17 protein-coding genes and 1 pseudogene are annotated in these 16790 nt (G+C 35.1%); 15 read left to right on the top strand and 3 right to left on the bottom strand.

All coding sequences use genetic code 11. The features are described 5' to 3' along the window. Window positions 1-52 precede the first annotated feature (52 nt). A complete protein-coding gene (locus tag BAQ48_RS11155; protein ID WP_071711118.1) occupies window positions 53-418 on the top strand; it encodes a VOC family protein in 366 nt (121 codons plus the stop codon). A 197-nt stretch (window positions 419-615) separates the two neighbouring features. Here the strand turns inward: BAQ48_RS11155 and BAQ48_RS11150 are convergent, their stop codons facing one another. Continuing rightward, the gene (locus tag BAQ48_RS11150; protein WP_071711117.1) at window positions 616-2358 is read right to left on the bottom strand and encodes a sensor histidine kinase; all 1743 of its coding nucleotides are present in this window, start codon (window positions 2356-2358) and stop codon (window positions 616-618) included. Between the two features lie 9 nt (window positions 2359-2367). Further along, on the bottom strand, window positions 2368-3072 hold the full coding sequence (locus BAQ48_RS11145; RefSeq protein ID WP_071711116.1) for a response regulator transcription factor: 705 nt from the start codon (window positions 3070-3072) through the stop codon (window positions 2368-2370). A 140-nt stretch (window positions 3073-3212) separates the two neighbouring features. Between BAQ48_RS11145 and BAQ48_RS11140 the strand changes: the two genes are divergently transcribed. The 9 genes from BAQ48_RS11140 (at window position 3213) to aceA (ending at window position 12142) form a co-directional block, all read left to right on the top strand. Further along, window positions 3213-4061, top strand: a complete 849-nt coding sequence (locus tag BAQ48_RS11140; RefSeq protein WP_071711115.1) for a CPBP family intramembrane glutamic endopeptidase — start codon at window positions 3213-3215, stop codon at window positions 4059-4061. A gap of 1 nt (window position 4062) precedes the next feature. Next, window positions 4063-4419, top strand: coding sequence for a hypothetical protein (locus BAQ48_RS11135; protein ID WP_071711114.1), 357 nt, complete (start codon window positions 4063-4065; stop codon window positions 4417-4419). Between the two features lie 31 nt (window positions 4420-4450). Then, window positions 4451-4750, top strand: a complete 300-nt coding sequence (locus BAQ48_RS11130; protein ID WP_001006044.1) for a DUF2101 family protein — start codon at window positions 4451-4453, stop codon at window positions 4748-4750. A gap of 173 nt (window positions 4751-4923) precedes the next feature. Further along, window positions 4924-6189: a M48 family metallopeptidase gene (locus BAQ48_RS11125; RefSeq protein WP_071711113.1), complete on the top strand. Its 1266-nt coding sequence runs from the start codon at window positions 4924-4926 to the stop codon at window positions 6187-6189. Between the two features lie 96 nt (window positions 6190-6285). Further along, window positions 6286-7185, top strand: coding sequence for a DMT family transporter (locus BAQ48_RS11120; protein ID WP_084064554.1), 900 nt, complete (start codon window positions 6286-6288; stop codon window positions 7183-7185). Window positions 7186-7475: 290 nt separating this feature from the next. Beyond that, entirely contained in the window at window positions 7476-8132 is a 657-nt protein-coding gene (locus BAQ48_RS11115) for an S-layer homology domain-containing protein (protein WP_071711112.1), read from the top strand. Window positions 8133-8376: 244 nt separating this feature from the next. Then, a complete protein-coding gene (locus BAQ48_RS11105; protein WP_071711111.1) occupies window positions 8377-9045 on the top strand; it encodes an S-layer homology domain-containing protein in 669 nt (222 codons plus the stop codon). Between the two features lie 208 nt (window positions 9046-9253). Then, the gene (gene aceB, locus BAQ48_RS11100; protein ID WP_071711110.1) at window positions 9254-10843 is read left to right on the top strand and encodes a malate synthase A; all 1590 of its coding nucleotides are present in this window, start codon (window positions 9254-9256) and stop codon (window positions 10841-10843) included. A 21-nt stretch (window positions 10844-10864) separates the two neighbouring features. Next, a complete protein-coding gene (gene aceA, locus BAQ48_RS11095; RefSeq protein ID WP_071711109.1) occupies window positions 10865-12142 on the top strand; it encodes an isocitrate lyase in 1278 nt (425 codons plus the stop codon). Window positions 12143-12241: 99 nt separating this feature from the next. Here aceA and BAQ48_RS11090 read toward each other — a convergent pair whose 3' ends face one another. After that, window positions 12242-13033 (bottom strand): phosphotransferase, encoded by a 792-nt coding sequence (locus BAQ48_RS11090; protein ID WP_071711108.1) that lies wholly within the window; start codon window positions 13031-13033, stop codon window positions 12242-12244. A gap of 355 nt (window positions 13034-13388) precedes the next feature. On the opposite strand from BAQ48_RS11090, the gene cspA reads away from it, so the two are divergent. The 5 genes and pseudogenes from cspA to BAQ48_RS11065 all read left to right on the top strand — a co-directional run bounded on the left by cspA (window position 13389) and on the right by BAQ48_RS11065 (window position 16629). Further along, window positions 13389-13592 carry an RNA chaperone/antiterminator CspA gene (gene cspA, locus BAQ48_RS11085; protein WP_000301522.1) on the top strand — a complete coding sequence of 68 codons (204 nt, stop codon included), beginning with the start codon at window positions 13389-13391 and terminating at the stop codon, window positions 13590-13592. 105 nt (window positions 13593-13697) lie between these two features. After that, a pseudogene (locus BAQ48_RS11080) lies at window positions 13698-13974 on the top strand (hypothetical protein). Window positions 13975-14334: 360 nt separating this feature from the next. Continuing rightward, entirely contained in the window at window positions 14335-14904 is a 570-nt protein-coding gene (locus BAQ48_RS11075) for a glycosyltransferase family A protein (RefSeq protein ID WP_071711107.1), read from the top strand. A 150-nt stretch (window positions 14905-15054) separates the two neighbouring features. Next, entirely contained in the window at window positions 15055-15828 is a 774-nt protein-coding gene (locus BAQ48_RS11070; protein ID WP_071711106.1) for an FkbM family methyltransferase, read from the top strand. Between the two features lie 219 nt (window positions 15829-16047). Then, window positions 16048-16629 (top strand): competence protein ComK, encoded by a 582-nt coding sequence (locus BAQ48_RS11065; RefSeq protein ID WP_071711105.1) that lies wholly within the window; start codon window positions 16048-16050, stop codon window positions 16627-16629. Window positions 16630-16790: the final 161 nt, after the last annotated feature.

Below are 16790 nucleotides of genomic sequence, written 5' to 3'. Positions count from 1 at the left end.
GAGCGAATCATTGGGAGATGGTTCGCTTTTTCATAAAGGGGGAAATGGAAAGATGTTCAAAAAACTAGAATGTGTATCTATACATACGAAGGATATAGAAAGATCAGTTTCTTTCTATAAAGAAATGGGAATGGAGCAAAACTGGGTTATAGAAAGAGAATTAGAAGAAGGGGCTATTTGGACATTAATAGGATTGAAATTTTCAGATGAGAAAAGTTCGGAGTTAGTAATAAGCAATCATCCGGATATTAATTTTATGGAAGTCGAAGTATTAGTAGAAGATGTGCAACAAACGTATGAAAGTTTAAAAGATAATAAAGATGTAAAATGGATTCGTGAACCATTTCCAACAGAATCAGGACACGTTGCGGTAATGGAAGCGCCTGATGAGAATGTGTTTGTGTTAGTAGGGAAATAGCTGAAATATGGAGTGACCTTTCATAGTGAGTTATGAAAGGTTATTTTGTATGGTAAGGAGAGGGGATTGTTATAGTCGGTTTTTGTCGGTAAATCGATATAAATGGAGTTACATCGATATAACTTAAAAATCCAGAATATAATTTCATGTACTGCCGAACTCCCCAAAAAAAGAAAAGGCACAACACAGCGCCTCTTCTATGAACGAAACGGAAATACAAGAATAATCGTCGTTCCTTTTCCAATTTCACTTTCAACGGAGATTGTCCCGTTATGAGCATGAACGAGCTGTTTTGTAATAGCGAGTCCAAGTCCAGTTCCGATGTTGCTTTCTTCCGTATTTGTTCCCCTGTAATATCTTTCAAATAGAAGTTCTTTCGTTTTTTCATCCATGCCTTTTCCGTTATCCGAAATAGATAGTGTAAAGAAATTTTCGTTTTGTGAAAGGTTTACGATTACATTCGTCGTCTCATTATTATGTTTTATAGCGTTTGCGAGTAAGTTTTCGATAATACGCTGGAACCATTTTTCTTCAATAAAATATTGAATTTTGTTTGAGCTTGGTACGAATTCAATATTTTGATTTTGAAGTGTCGGATTATTAATGAATTGTAATAATACTTTTTGGACGAATTGATTCATTTCAATATTTACGTGCTGCGCAGGAAGACTGTTATTTTTTAATTGATACGTTAAGCTTAAGTCATCAATTAATGTCGTCATATATTGAGATTTCTCTTTCATAACGCTGCCGAATTGTTGAATGTCGCGATCAGTCCAGTTGTACTGCTGTGATTCTAGTAATAATGCGTAGCCATATATAGAGCTAAGTGGCGTTTTTAAATCATGTGTGAGACCGGTAATCCATTCTTCACGTGTTTGCTGCAGTACTTGCCTCATTGCATCATTTTTTTTAAGTGTAATAGAAAGATGCTCTAGTGAATTTGTAACATCACTAAATAAGCGGAATGACCATTTTTCTTTACCGGATCGCCGGAACCTGACAGGTTTCCCTTTTTTACTAACAGGTTCTTCGTACTTTCCACCAGCTATATTCTTAAGCCAGCGCATCGCATGCAATAACGGTTTTCCAAATTTATTACCGTACCAAATAGAAAGAATGACTAAATAAACAAATACGATAAGCAGGATTAATCCGCATCCGATTAGAAACTTTTTAGCAAATACATCTTCTATTTCATCATCTGGGTAGTAGTGCTCGTTTTTGGCAGTTACAACGAGAAGAAGACCGCTATTTGCATCGTAAAAGCTAGACGTGTTTTCTTTATGATTCCACGGTTCTTTTGCGTTAAGAGCAGCTTGTATGGCAGAAAACGTTTTTTTCTTTCCATTTGGATAGGAGAATACTTCTTCGCCGCCACTATTAAAGATTTGAAGCGTTGCTTTTTCTTTAGAAAGTAACTGTTTTTCTTCTTCTGTTAATGTGAATGTATCCGTAGATACAGAAGGGTGCTCTTTCTGGAGTGATTTCAGTACTCCATTGCTTTTTAACGTACCGCCGTAAATAACAAGTACGTTTTTTTCTTCTAATTCAATTTCCCAATATGTAAATGTATAAGGGCTTTCTATATGATTCTGTATATATGAGAATAATGATACTTTCGTATAAGATGTTGGTACGTCACTAGGCGTATTAAAGTGATAGAGAACTTTTCCGTTTTCCGCCACAATTTGAATCCAATCATTTTTCTCTTTAATTAAGTCTTTTACTTCAGTTTTTAACGAAATATCGCCATCTTCTGAAGAGATATATCTTGAAATCATAAAATTATCAGAATCTGGAATGTTCGGTTCGTATGAAGTACTCGTAACAAGAAAAATTAAATAAGTGAAAGCAGCTACTACAGCTATCAATAGTGTAACCAAAACAAATACGTGTTGCAGGATAAACTGGATAATAAGTCGTTTATTAAAGTTCATATCGTCACCCTACTTTGTAATGAACTTATAGCCAAGTCCGCGCACAGTTTTTATATATTCTGGTTTACTTGGGTCTTGTTCAATTTTTTCACGTAGTTTTCGAATGTGGACCATAACGGTATTGTCATCGCCATTGTAGGCAGGTGCTCCCCAAACTTTTTCGTATATTTCTTCCTTCGAAAATACATAGTTCGGATTCTCGCAAAAGAAGAGTAATAGCTGAAATAGCTGGGCGGAACATTCGACAACATGTCCACCTACTGTAAGTTCTGCGGAATATCGATCAATTTCAAATCTGCCAAATGAACTGGAGTGTGCTTTTTGTTCGTGTGGTACTGCTTGCTTCATATGTCTACGGAGTTGTGCTTTTATACGTGCTACTACTTCTAGTGGATTAAATGGCTTCGTAATATAATCATCTGCACCGTATGAAAAACCACATATTTTATCTAAATCGGATGCTTTCGCTGATAAGAAGAAAATTGGACAATCTGTTTGTTGGCGAATGATTGGACAAATATCAAAACCAGATTGTCCAGGAAGCATGACATCTAAAATGATTAAATCGTAGTTGTGTTGCCCAGTGAGAGATAAAGCCATTTCCGCTGAAGTAGCAGTTGTAATATGAGAAAAACCTTCTTTTTCAAGAATGGTAGTTAGTAGTTGTAATATTGCTGTTTCGTCATCAACGAGTAAAATATTTGCTTCATACATAAGAATCCCTCCTAATTTCCTCGAATATCATACCATCATTTTGTAACTTATGGAATTTTTAAGGAAATTTTAAGGTTTTCTTTCACAAAAAATTAAGAATCAAATGATATGATAAAAGTAACATAGGGGAGGAGATGAGTGTGAATCCGTTTCAAATGATGCGAGCTAGATATTTTTTAATTGTATTTGCACTATTAACTTTAGTAGCGAGAAGTAGTGGGGAATTGCTAGAAAGTACATTTCATATACAAAATTCTTCTTTCATAAATATTTTTATATTCTATATCCTTCCGATTACATGGATTTTTTATGAGTATAGAAAACACCGTGTTTCATTTGCATGTTTTATTAATAAAAATGAAACATTTAACTTGGTGCAAGTTTTTTACATAACGATTATATTATGCATGTTCAGTTACGGTTATCTCATTTTGTACATGTACAGCTTTGCATGGATTACACCAGATTTTATTATGAACGCTTTGCATGAACCAATTGTAGATAGTGCCGGGGGATATGTATATCAATTTATTATGGTCGTATTTATCGCACCAATTATTGGGGAGTTTGTATTTCGCGGATTTTTACTGCAGCGCTTTGCTGCAAAATGGGGAACGAGTATAGCGATGATTGCAGTCGCATTTTTATTTGCAATGTTACATGTCGATTTCCTCGGTGCGGCCTTATTTAGCATCGTATTATCCATTGTATATATTCGTACGAAAAGCTTACTCATGCCAATTGCGATCCATATGTTAAACAATGCATTTGTAATCGGTGCTTCGTTTCTAGTAAGTAGGGAAAAAATCATGAGTTTTGCAGATTTCTCAAACTACACGACGTTTTTCCCGGGACTTATAATTTTTATAACGGGATTAAATTTAGTACTCATCTTTTTATTTGTTAACCGCAAATATTGGAGTAAAGAAGTTCCAGTTATATATGGAGAGCAGGCAAAGAGTTTTTCAGATGTAGTGGGGGATAAATGAAATGAAGAAGACGATTGAAAAAATATTGAAAGACATTATAGATGCTACGTCTCTTACAGATATGTGTGATAAAAGCGTGTGTCATTGGGTGCAACCTGTAGTAGATACGATTGTGTTTCCAGAGTATTACTTATTTTCTAGTACTCATTTAAAAGAAAATATTATTTCTCTTCTTATTGTGTTAGGGGTTTTACTAATATTTGGTTTAATTGTAGAAGAAATGATGAAGCGCATCTTCAAAAAAAATGAAGAGAAGTATATGTGGGTTCATACAGTATTCGAGAAAGTAATAGTGGCTTTCCTTTTGTTTTATAGTATGAAAACAATCATTTACGTTATAGCTTTGAAACATCATTAATTCGAAATTTGAAAGGAATGTATAAAATTACATGAATGAAACGATATCATCAAATAAGTTTTTTTATTTGATTTTACTTAGTATAGTGCTAATAACGACAGGAAATGTTATTCTTCGCTGGGAAGAAGCTTACTTTTTCATGTATTTAGCGCTCCATTTATTAGGGATTTTATGTATAAGTGGCGGAATAGTTACTGAAAAAAAGAGTGAAGAAAGTATTAACTATATGTGTGTGATCGGTCTTATTTTACTTTTAGCTGTGCAAGGTATTATGAAATATAGTTCTTTTTCTTTACATGATTTTAGTTTGTTAATAGATGTTCTACCTTAAGAAGAGCACTTGTTTTAATAAGTATGCGGGTGTGTTTCTAACTGAATAGAGTGTATACAGGTAGGCGAAACTCTTCTTATGTAGAAGAGTTTTTTTATGTCATTAGCTTGTTCTAATTTAGCATGTACGAACTTACAATAATAATAGACAGGCAGCATAGAGGAGGGAATAGCGTGAGGAAAGTTATTGGGTGGTCGCTTTTTTTGTACGTTGGATTTGCGTTACTTATATATTGGTATTTATTTGGATGGAATCATGAACTCATTCCGGAGATGTATAAAGGAACGAGTGCAGATCCAGAAACTTTTATGAATGCAAGAGAGCTTACGCTAAGCCAAGATTATTCGCGCGTGAAAAATTTACTGTACTTTTTAGCGACGCCTCTTGAATGGATTATTTTATTATTTGTTCTTGTGCTCGGTGTTTCAAGAAAGTTTGAGAAATGGTCGAAGGAAACGACGAAAATAAGTGTCTTACAAGTTGCGATTTATTTCTTTTACTTATCATTACTTACTACAGTTCTTGCTCTGCCGATGCAATGGATTAGCCGTAAAGTATCCGTTGATTACGGCATTTCAACGCAAAGTACACAAAGCTGGATAAAAGATCATGTTATCGGTTTTTGGGAGAGTTATGCGACGATGTTAATCGTAGTTACGGTTCTTCTATGGCTTATTCGTAAATTCCCGAAGAGATGGTGGGTAGCAGGGTGGGCACTATCTGTTCCGTTTACAATCTTTTTAACATTCATACAGCCTGTCGTTATTGATCCACTGTATAACGACTTCTCGACGCTGAAAAATAAAGAATTAGAAACGAAAATTTTAGCGATAGCAGACAAAGCTGACATTCCTGCTAAACATGTATATGAAGTAAATATGTCGAAAAAAACGAATGCGTTAAATGCATACGTAACAGGAATTGGCCCTAACGCCCGCATTGTAATGTGGGATACAACGCTTAAGCAATTAAAAGATAAAGAGATTTTATTTATAATGGCCCATGAAATGGGGCATTATGTTATGAAACATATATATTGGGGCGTTGCGAGTTATGTGTTGCTATCGTTTATAGGTATGTATCTCATTAGTCGTATTATAAATATGTGTATTCGAAAATGGGGAGATACGCTGCAAATTTCAAAAGTGGCATGTTTCTCAATTTTACCTTTATTTTTCTTAATTTCTTCTGTACTATCCTTCGCGTCACAACCAGCAACAAACTATGTTTCACGTATAGAAGAACGCGCGGCGGATCAATATGCTTTAAATATGACGAAGGACGGGAAATCTGGTGTGAAAACATTTCAATATTTATCAAAAACAAGCTTAAGCCAAGTGAATCCACCTGCGTTAGTGAAATTTTTCTTATATACACACCCACCAATTTTTGAAAGAATTCATACGTTTGAACAATATGAAAAAACGAAGAAGCAGTAGTGTACTGCTTCTTTTTATTATGGCATATTCGAGTTTTGGAAAATTATAGTGTATAATAAAAAGAATATTCAGTGAAATGTTTAGGAGGTTAATATTTTGTTTCATTCAAAATCAATGCCGGCTATCAAAATGATTCTTTCGATGTCTATTTTCGGATCGATTGGATTTTTTTCTGTCCAAACGGGTTTACCATCGTTTGAATTAGTATTCGTTCGTTGTATTTGTGCTACTTTATTTTTAACGTTATGTTGGTTCGTAACAGGACAATATAAAAATGAAAAATGGAATAAAAAAGAGATCGTGCAAATATTAGCGTGCGGCGTATTTCTCGTTTTTAACTGGGTATTTCTATTTAAAGCGTTTGAAGTTATGTCAATTACCATTGCGATTTCTGTCTACCATCTTGCTCCAATTATCGTATTAATGATTGGGAGTATCGTATTTAAAGAGAAGTTAACAATATTTGCGGTCATGTCGATTGCTATCTGTTTCTTCGGTACAGTTTTAGTAGCTGGAGTAGATGGAAGTGTGTCGCTCGAGAAACTCATGTCATCTGGAATGGTATGGGCACTACTTGCGGCGTTATTCTATGCTTTTACTACTTTACTAGGGAAAGGAATCAAGCATACGAGCGCATATGCAATGACATTTTTACAAACATTTTTAGGCATTTTTTTATTGCTACCATTCGTAGATTTCGGGAAATTTCAAGGATTAACAGAGATGAACTGGATGATGATTACAGCGACAGGGCTTATACATACTGGGTTTGTATATTATTTATTTTTTGACAGTTTAAGAGATTTATCGACGAGACTCATTTCTGTACTCGTATTTTTAGACCCTGCTGTTGCAATACTATTAGACACAGTCTTTACCGGATTTAGACCGACTAGCATGCAAGTAGTAGGTATTGTTCTTATATTCGTAGGGATGGCACTAACGTTTCGCAAGGGAACAGAGAAGGATCTATCGGTGAATACGAGCGCAACATAATTCACTTTTTTCGCTTTTTGTGTCGATAAAGTGAAATTTAAAAATGCAAAGGAGTTCACAAAGAGATTGTAGAATATTTTATTATATAACACCTAAGATGTGACAACTTCCTTTTGAAAAAGAAAGAAGGAGGTATAAAGCAAAAAGGTAGTCAAAATGTTTCTTCTAGAAGATTGGCATTTTATCTTACATTCACCATCAATTTAGTACTCCTGAAACAATGAAGTTCAATGCTTCGTATTATCAATTATTTTTCTATTTAATATAAATAGAAATAGGGAGAGAGGACAATGAAGAAAAAAATATTGGGTGTAATGATGATTGCGACAATGGTAGGAGGTATATTTGCAGGACCGAATGTGGCGCCTGTAAAAGCGGAAGAGTATCCGGAAATGATTGTATTTGATGATGTTCCATACGGATTTTGGGCATATGATGCTATTTTAGATTTAGCTTATAATAAAATTATAGTTGGGTATGGAAATGGAAAGTATGGTGTTAACGATCTTACAACACGTGAACAAGTGGCAGGCGTTATTTACAAAACTCTTGAAATGAAAGACGAAGGAGCAGTAGCGAATCCATACAAAGATATTTCTGAAAGTTCTACTAGTTTCAAGAAGGAAATTTTAGCGTTAACAAAACGTGGTGTTTTTAAAGGTGATACAAACGGAAACTTTAGACCGAAAGCACCCATTTCTCGAGCTGAAATGGCAGTAGTACTTCAAAAGGCATATACTTTCGAAGCGAAACAAAAGCATACATTTAAAGATGTACCGAAAGGACATTGGGCAGAAGAGGCAATTAGTGCACTGCAATCTAATCAAGTTGTTACAGGAACTGGAAACGGTATGTATGAATTAAATTCCTTTGTACCGAGAGCACAATATGCACAGTTTATAAACAATGCGATTATTAATTATCATTTGAAAGAGGACTGGAAATAGAGTGAAATAGGAAAGCACAAATAGAAATATTTGTGCTTTTTTGTTTGTTTAAAAAGGAATAATTATCCGTTAATATGTATGTTTATTGTTGTACATAAGCTTGATAATCAACCTCATAAAAAAGAAATGATGTGTAATATGATTCACAAAAATGTCACGAATTTTGTCGGAAAATATATTGTTGCTATACCGTTTTTTCTGTATATTTTTTAAAAAAACATATACATATTGGGGAGATAATTTCATGAGCAAAAAATTATTAAAAACAGCTACAGCATTAACAATTATGGGTGGGGTGTTATTCTCAGCAGAGAGTAATTATGTAAAAGCGGAAAGTGCACCGCTACAAAATACAAATACAATTGTATTTAAAGATGTACCAGAAGGACATTGGTCATATGAAGCGATTCATAGTTTAGCGGCAAATGAAATTATCTTTGGATATGGAAATGACATATTTGGTTTTGGGGATGATGTAACACGTGAGCAAGTGGCAGCTTTAATTTATCGTGTGTTTGATATAGAAGAACAAGATGAATATGAAAACCCATATGAAGATATCGATGAAAACTCGACAAACTTTATCGAGGAAATATTGGCTTTAACGGAACTGGAAATTTTCATGGGAGACGAGCATGGAAACTTTAGACCGAAGGCGACGTTAACGCGTGCAGAAATGGCGCAAGTTCTTACGAATGCTTTTGACTTACAGGCAAAGGGACCTCATACGTTTAATGATGTTGCAGCAGATTCATGGGCAAAGAACGCAATTAGTGCAATCCAAACAAATGATATTACAGCGGGAATCGGAGAAAATAAATTTGGCCCGTCTATGAAAGTAACAAGAGAACAATACGCACAGTTTTTATATAAAACAATGTTGCAGAATGTGGAAGAAGCAGAGCAACAATAAAGTTTAATGAATGAAAGTAGAATAATACAAAAAGGTCATTGTTGTATAACAGCGGCCTTTTTTGTATGGGATAAAGCGCGGAATCATCGCGTTTTGGAAAAAAATGAAATGAATTTTCAAAAAAAACTTCCTTTTCTGAAGATTTGTTATATAATATAAAACATGAAATCAAATCTGTTATAAAACAGTTTAAGAAGGGGATGCTAATATGTCGACGCAAACTTCACGGGTTACACTCGTAGGAGAAATGTTACCAGCGTACAACGAAATATTGACACCTGAGGCGCTTAAGTTTTTAAAGAAACTGCATGAAAATTTTAATGAGCGCCGCATAGAACTTTTACAAAAGCGTGTAGAGAAACAAAAACGAATTGATGCAGGAAAATTTCCGAAGTTTTTAGAAGAAACAAAGCACATTCGTGAATCGGATTGGACAATTGCCAAGCTGCCAAAAGATTTAGAGGATCGCCGCGTAGAGATTACTGGACCGGTAGATAGAAAGATGGTTATTAACGCCTTGAATTCAGGAGCGCATCTTTTTATGGCGGATTTTGAAGATTCGAATTCACCAACTTGGGAAAATGCGGTGGAAGGCCAACTGAACTTACGAGATGCAGTAAAGGGAACGATTTCATATAAGAATGATAAAGGAAAAGAATATAGATTAAATGATAAAACAGCAGTACTTATCGTACGTCCAAGAGGATGGCATTTAGAAGAAAAACATATGAAAGTTGACGGACAAAATATGTCTGGTAGCTTAGTAGATTTCGGACTGTATTTTTTCCATAATGCGAAAGCTCTTTTAGCAAAAGGGAGCGGCCCATATTTCTACTTACCGAAAATGGAAAGTCATTTGGAAGCAAGGTTGTGGAATGATGTATTCGTGTTTGCTCAAACATACATCGGGATTCCAAATGGAACAATTAAAGCGACGGTGTTACTGGAAACGATTCACGCTTCGTTTGAAATGGATGAAATTTTGTATGAGTTAAAAGATCATTCTGCTGGATTAAACTGCGGACGTTGGGATTATATTTTCAGCTTTTTAAAGGCTTTCCGGAATCATAATGCATTTTTACTACCAGATAGAGCGCAAGTCACGATGACGGCGCCGTTTATGCGCACGTATTCGTTGAAAGTAATTCAAACATGTCATCGCCGTAATGCACCGGCTATTGGAGGGATGGCAGCACAAATTCCGATTAAAAATAGTCCGGAAGCAAATGAAGCTGCTTTTGAAAAGGTGCGTGCTGATAAGGAGCGCGAAGCTTTAGACGGTCATGACGGGACTTGGGTTGCCCACCCGGGACTTGTACCAGTCGCGATGGAAATATTTAATCACATTATGAAAACACCGAATCAAATTTTTAGAAAACGTGAAGAAATACATGTTACAGAAAAAGATTTATTAGAAGTGCCGGTGGGAACGATTACAGAAGAGGGTCTTCGTACGAATATTAGTGTAGGTATTCAATATATTGCATCTTGGTTAAGCGGACGGGGAGCAGCACCAATTTATAACTTAATGGAAGATGCGGCAACAGCGGAAATTTCAAGAGCACAAGTGTGGCAATGGATTCGTCATGAAGGCGGAAAGTTACATGATGGCCGTAATATTACGCTTGCATTAATGGAAGAATTGAAAGAAGAAGAATTAGCAAAAATAGAAAGAGAGATTGGTAAGGAAGCCTTTAAGAAAGGGAGATTCAGAGAGGCAACAACGTTATTTACAAATCTCGTTCGGAATGATGAATTCGTACCATTTTTAACATTACCGGGTTATGAAATTTTATAAAACGAAAAGGGGATGGAACATATGAAAAACGAAAGAATCGAGAAATTACAAGAAAGCTGGGAATTAGATAAGCGGTGGAAAGGGATCACACGTCCATATTCAGCAGAGGATGTAATTCGTCTGCGCGGATCGATTGATATTGAGCATACATTAGCGCGCCGCGGTGCAGAAAAGCTTTGGGAGTCACTTCATAAGGAAGATTATATTAACGCACTTGGCGCACTAACAGGAAACCAAGCGATGCAACAAGTAAAAGCAGGGTTAAAAGCAATTTATTTAAGCGGTTGGCAAGTAGCAGCTGATGCAAACCTTTCTGGACATATGTATCCAGACCAAAGTTTATATCCAGCGAACAGCGTACCTGCTGTAGTAAAACGAATTAATCAAACGCTTCAACGTGCGGATCAAATTCAGCATATGGAAGGAAGCGGAGATACAGATTATTTTGTACCAATCGTTGCAGATGCAGAAGCTGGATTTGGCGGACAATTAAACGTATTTGAACTTATGAAAGGTATGATTGAAGCGGGTGCATCAGGCGTACACTTTGAAGATCAATTATCTTCAGAGAAAAAATGTGGTCATTTAGGCGGAAAAGTATTACTACCGACGCAAACAGCGGTGCGCAATTTAATTTCCGCACGCCTTGCGGCAGACGTAATGGGCGTGCCAACAATTATCGTTGCAAGAACAGATGCGGATGCGGCAGATTTAATTACGAGTGATATCGACCCAGTTGATAAAGAGTTTATTACAGGAGAAAGAACACCAGAAGGGTTTTACCGTACGAAAGCAGGTCTTGATCAAGCAATTGCACGTGGTTTAGCATATGCTCCTTATGCAGATCTCGTTTGGTGCGAAACGTCTGAACCAAATTTAGAAGATGCGAAACGATTTGCGGACGCAATTCATAAGGAGCATCCAGGAAAGCTACTTGCTTACAACTGTTCACCTTCATTTAACTGGAAACAAAAATTAGATGAAAAAACAATTGCGAGCTTCCAAAAAGAAATCGCGTCTTACGGTTATAAGTTCCAGTTCGTAACACTAGCTGGATTCCACTCATTAAACTATGGCATGTTTGAATTAGCACGTGGCTATAAAGAGCGCGGCATGGCAGCGTACTCTGAGTTACAACAAGCAGAATTTGCGGCTGAAAAACACGGTTACTCTGCAACGCGTCATCAACGCGAAGTAGGAACAGGTTACTTTGATGAAGTAGCACAAGTCATTACAGGCGGTACGTCATCAACGACAGCATTAAAAGGATCTACAGAAGAGGCGCAGTTTACGAAATAAAAGGAAGGGGCACCTTTTGAAGGGTGCCCCTTGTTATTTTATGAACGATTTGAGAGTAAATGAAATGATACCAATGATCCGGCAAAAAAGATACTATGATCAAATCCACTCTTTCTCATGCTCACGAATAAACTTCATATCTTTTTCATAATGCTCTAAATGTCCTTCATCTATCATTCTTTGGAAATTCACGTCGCCTTCTTGTGCTTTTCGTTTCATATATGTACATAATCCTTCTAACCGTAGTAACACCATTCCTACATAATCTTCATCCATGCTTTTACCGTAGGATTGAGCAAACAATTTCACTCTTTCTTTTATGCGGCTGGCATGTTGCGATGAGTCATAATGAACGGCGTCTCCGGACTCTGTATAATATACTCTACTTAAAGGCACGCAAGTATAAAGCGTATAAGCGATGTCCCAAAGTCTTGGTCCAGGGGCAGCAACATCAAAATCAATAATGCCCACTGGTTTCTCGTCATTAAAAATAATATTATATATGGCAAAATCATTGTGGCATAAAACTTCAATGTTATTTGGCGTATGATCCATCGGTTTCCACTCATCCGATAACGGAAAGTCACTTACCGCATCATGGTAAAGACGAAGCATCTTTGCTATTTCTTTTAAAGTATCATTAGATTGCATATATTCTTTTAAAGGATAATTCCCAGCTTCTCCTTCAATAAAGGATAAAATCTCTCTATCTTTTTCATCTATCCCTAAAAACTTCGGTGCATAATGAAAACCTTTGTTTTCTAAATGATGTAATAACGTATGGATTTTTGCGCTGCCTTGCTTTAATTCGCGCCGAACAGTATTTTCAGAACGATATACGTTAGAGACGTTTCCCCCTGTTAGCTTTTCTTCTTTCTCATAGTTTGGCATATAATCCCCTCCATTTAACTATTGTGAAATTATATTTTAACACCTTAGAATAAGGAATGTAATCGTATTCAAATAATGTGTTTGTTCCTGTTCAAATAAGATATTTATAATTATATACGCGACTTAATTTGTCAGTTATTTTCAAAAAAGATTGTACATTTTATTTTAAGTGTGCTATGATGATGTCAGTTGAATAGTTAAATTAAGCAATCCATATGTTATCAAGTGCTGAAAACGAACGAGAAAAAGTATGTGAGAACTAGTTTATGTTTCGTATTTGATAATGTGTGGATTCTTTTTTTAGACAGGAAGACTAAAAAATTAAAAATTTGTATTTTCTTAGGAGGAAATAATCATGGCAGTAACAGGACAAGTAAAATGGTTTAACAACGAAAAAGGCTTCGGTTTCATCGAAGTTCCAGGCGAAAACGACGTATTCGTACACTTCTCTGCAATCGAAACTGAAGGTTTCAAATCTCTAGAAGAAGGTCAAAAAGTTAGCTTCGAAATCGAAGAAGGTAACCGTGGACCTCAAGCTAAAAACGTAATCAAACTATAATTTATAGTTGATGATGGAAAAAAGGATGGCTCATGCCATCCTTTTTTTGTTGTTGAAATATATGAGCACATTGATTATATTGGGGGGAGAAGGCGGGGGATATATATGATAGAGAAGTATACAAGTGAAGTAATACTAGATGTCCGTATAGGTAACAAAGAGGACTTAAAACATACGATTGAAGAGATAAAGGCGTACGCGAAAACGTATGAACATGATAAAGTGACGTTAATTGATTTGAAGAAATCTCATTCGAATATTTAATCTTAATATCAATATATAATGCTATTTCGAATTTTGAAGGGATACAGAGAATCTTGGAAGAAAATATAAATATGAAGAAGAAAAAATAGTAGGTTTTTTTGAGGATGAAGAAGAGTAAATATAAAGGTAGTAGAGATGTAAAAGGCGTTCCATGAAGGAAGGTCTTTTACTATATTTTCATGTGCTATACATGTAGATTTCTGAAACGTTTTGTAAAGAACGATCCGGCAAAAAGAAAGTGAATATAATACTATTTGATTTGTCCATGTATCTGTTCACTTTTGAATATTTATGAGTTTTATACTACCCTCATTACTGTTGCATCTGTCTATGTAATATGCGAACCGTTCATAAAAATCATGAACAAAACAGAGAATCTTACATATTGTAAAGATAGGTTGAAAATGCATACTACATCATTTTGTATCCTAATATGTAACTAAGCAAGCGTATGTAATTTTGAAAAAGAGGTGAGGAGTTGACGAATATTGTACTTTCGATTCTAATTCCTTCTGTTCCAGAACGGATGACTCATTTAAAGCAAATGCTTGATACATTATATGAACAAGCTAAAGATAAACCTGTAGAAATACTTGTATTGCTCGAAAATAAAAAGAGAACGACTGGAGAAAAGCGTAATATTCTTATTGAACAAGCGCAAGGTGAATACGTTGCTTTTGTAGATGATGATGATCGAGTAGAGCCGAATTATATTGATACGCTATGTACTACTATTGCTTCAAATGCTACAGCTGATTGTATCGTGTTCGATGTTTTAGTAAATTTCAATAATCTTTTCAGTAAAGTTACTAAATTCGGAAAAGAACTCGAGCATACAGAAGATGAAAATTTTTATTATAGAAAACCGAATCATATAATGTGTTATGCAAAACGAATTGCCGTACAACATAAATTTTTAAATGTAAGTTATGGGGAAGATGATGAATGGGGTGCTAGAGTATCACAAGATATTGTGAATCAAGTGAAAATTCCAGCTACATTATATCATTATGATTATGTGCCAAAGCCACCAACTTGGTATACGTGAATGCAATCTATATAAGCCCTCTTTAAAAATGTATTATGTGTAAATTTATTTGAATGCAAAGCATAGTAATGTATTAAATATTTATAAAGTAATGATATGAAAAATATAAGTAGGGTTTATATAGATGAGAACGATTAAAGGAGTGATATGATGTTTGTAAAGCCAATCCAAGTTACAAAGAATGATGTACACTTCAATGTGATTTCTAATCCACAGACAATATGGATCTGGAATGACATGAACCGAGGGAAATGGGAAGAAGAAACATTTAAGATTTTTGATAGATTTTTAAGTCCCGCACACTCATATTTAGATATAGGAGCTTGGATCGGTCCAACTGTATTATACGGTGCACATAGAGCTAAACGTGTGTATGGAATGGAGCCAGATCCTATCGCTTTTCAGGAGCTGCTAGCAAATTGTGCATTAAATCATTCTATTGCTTCAAAGATTACCCCTATTAATGCGGCTATAGCTGAAGAATCTGGCGATATTAACCTATACATGAGACATACATTTGGAGATTCTACTTCTAGTCTGGTTCCAACTATTTCAGATCACTCTTGCAAAGTGCGAGCTCTTACAATATACGATTTAATAAATAATAATAACATACAAGATATAAACTTTATTAAAATGGATATTGAGGGCGGGGAGTATACTCTTATTCCGCAATTGCAGGAATTTTTAACATCGCATAAACCAACTCTATATTTGTCACTACACCCAAAATTCTTACATGAACATCTTCATTTTGTATCAATTGAAGATAAAACCTCTCCTACGATTCAAACTGAAAAATTGCTTGATAGTCTACAGAGTTACAAAAATATATATGATATTTCTGGTAATCGTGTCAATCGTGATCATATTCACACCATTACGAATACCGGAGAATTTGTATTTACGGATGAAAATTGGTAAGTATAAATGATACATTCATTTCCTTATGTAGAATCCTCTTTTTATATGAATTAATTATTTATTATTACTATATTATCATTAATAAATTTATAATGTGTTTAATAAATGATAAACCTTTGTAAATAATCGTAGATTGTAAGGTGTTTCCCTTTTTTTAGTGCTAACATTATACATGCAGCTGCTAGTATAAATAGAAAATAAAAAGGGAGATAGTAGAGTATGGAAAATAAAGTAGAACGCTATGTCGAAAATTATGTTGTAAATAAAAATACGATGGCCTTACTTCCTGTTATCCTTAGTGAAAAGAAAATTGTTACGCGAGTTGTCGAAATAGAAGATTCTTTTTTCGTATTTCAAAAGCCTCTAGATATTATAGAAAGAAGTTGCCGCAAGCATGGTTCTAGTTTCTTAGGCAGAAAAGAAGGAACGAAAGAGTTAACTCATATTACACATAAAGCACCGATTGCGATTAGTCCGACGGATCAACTTTATTTTTTCCCTACCTATTCTTATTCTAGAAAAGAGTGCGCGTGGTTATCTCATTTTTATATTGAAAGTAATAAAGAATTAAAAGATGGAAATCTTATTATTAGATTTATAAATGGCTTTGCTGTGAAGCTAGAAATATCAAAAACTAGTTTTGAAAATCAACAAAATCGTACAGCGAAATTGCGTACAGAGTATGAAGATCGTCGGAAGAAACAAGGGAGTCCTTGTTTTAAAGAGGTTGATCAAAGAGATGGATTAACGTTAAGACCAGCTTATGAGAAAGTGTATGTTGTTAGAGAAGAGGATATATGAGAGGAAAAGGATGGGGAGACTCATCCTTTTTGATTTCATTATATATACCGTCTACGCTGTAAGATTCATAAATAAAACGAGAGAAATGTACAAACTTTTTGTTCTCGGAGGGCTAAAGAGAATATAGAATTACAATATAATGGTAATTATCCTATATATTT

Source organism: Bacillus luti, from assembly GCF_001884105.1.
Lineage (GTDB): Bacteria > Bacillota > Bacilli > Bacillales > Bacillaceae_G > Bacillus_A > Bacillus_A luti.
The sequence above is the reverse complement of the archived record's forward strand: the minus strand, read 5'-3'. Positions and strand labels throughout refer to the sequence as shown.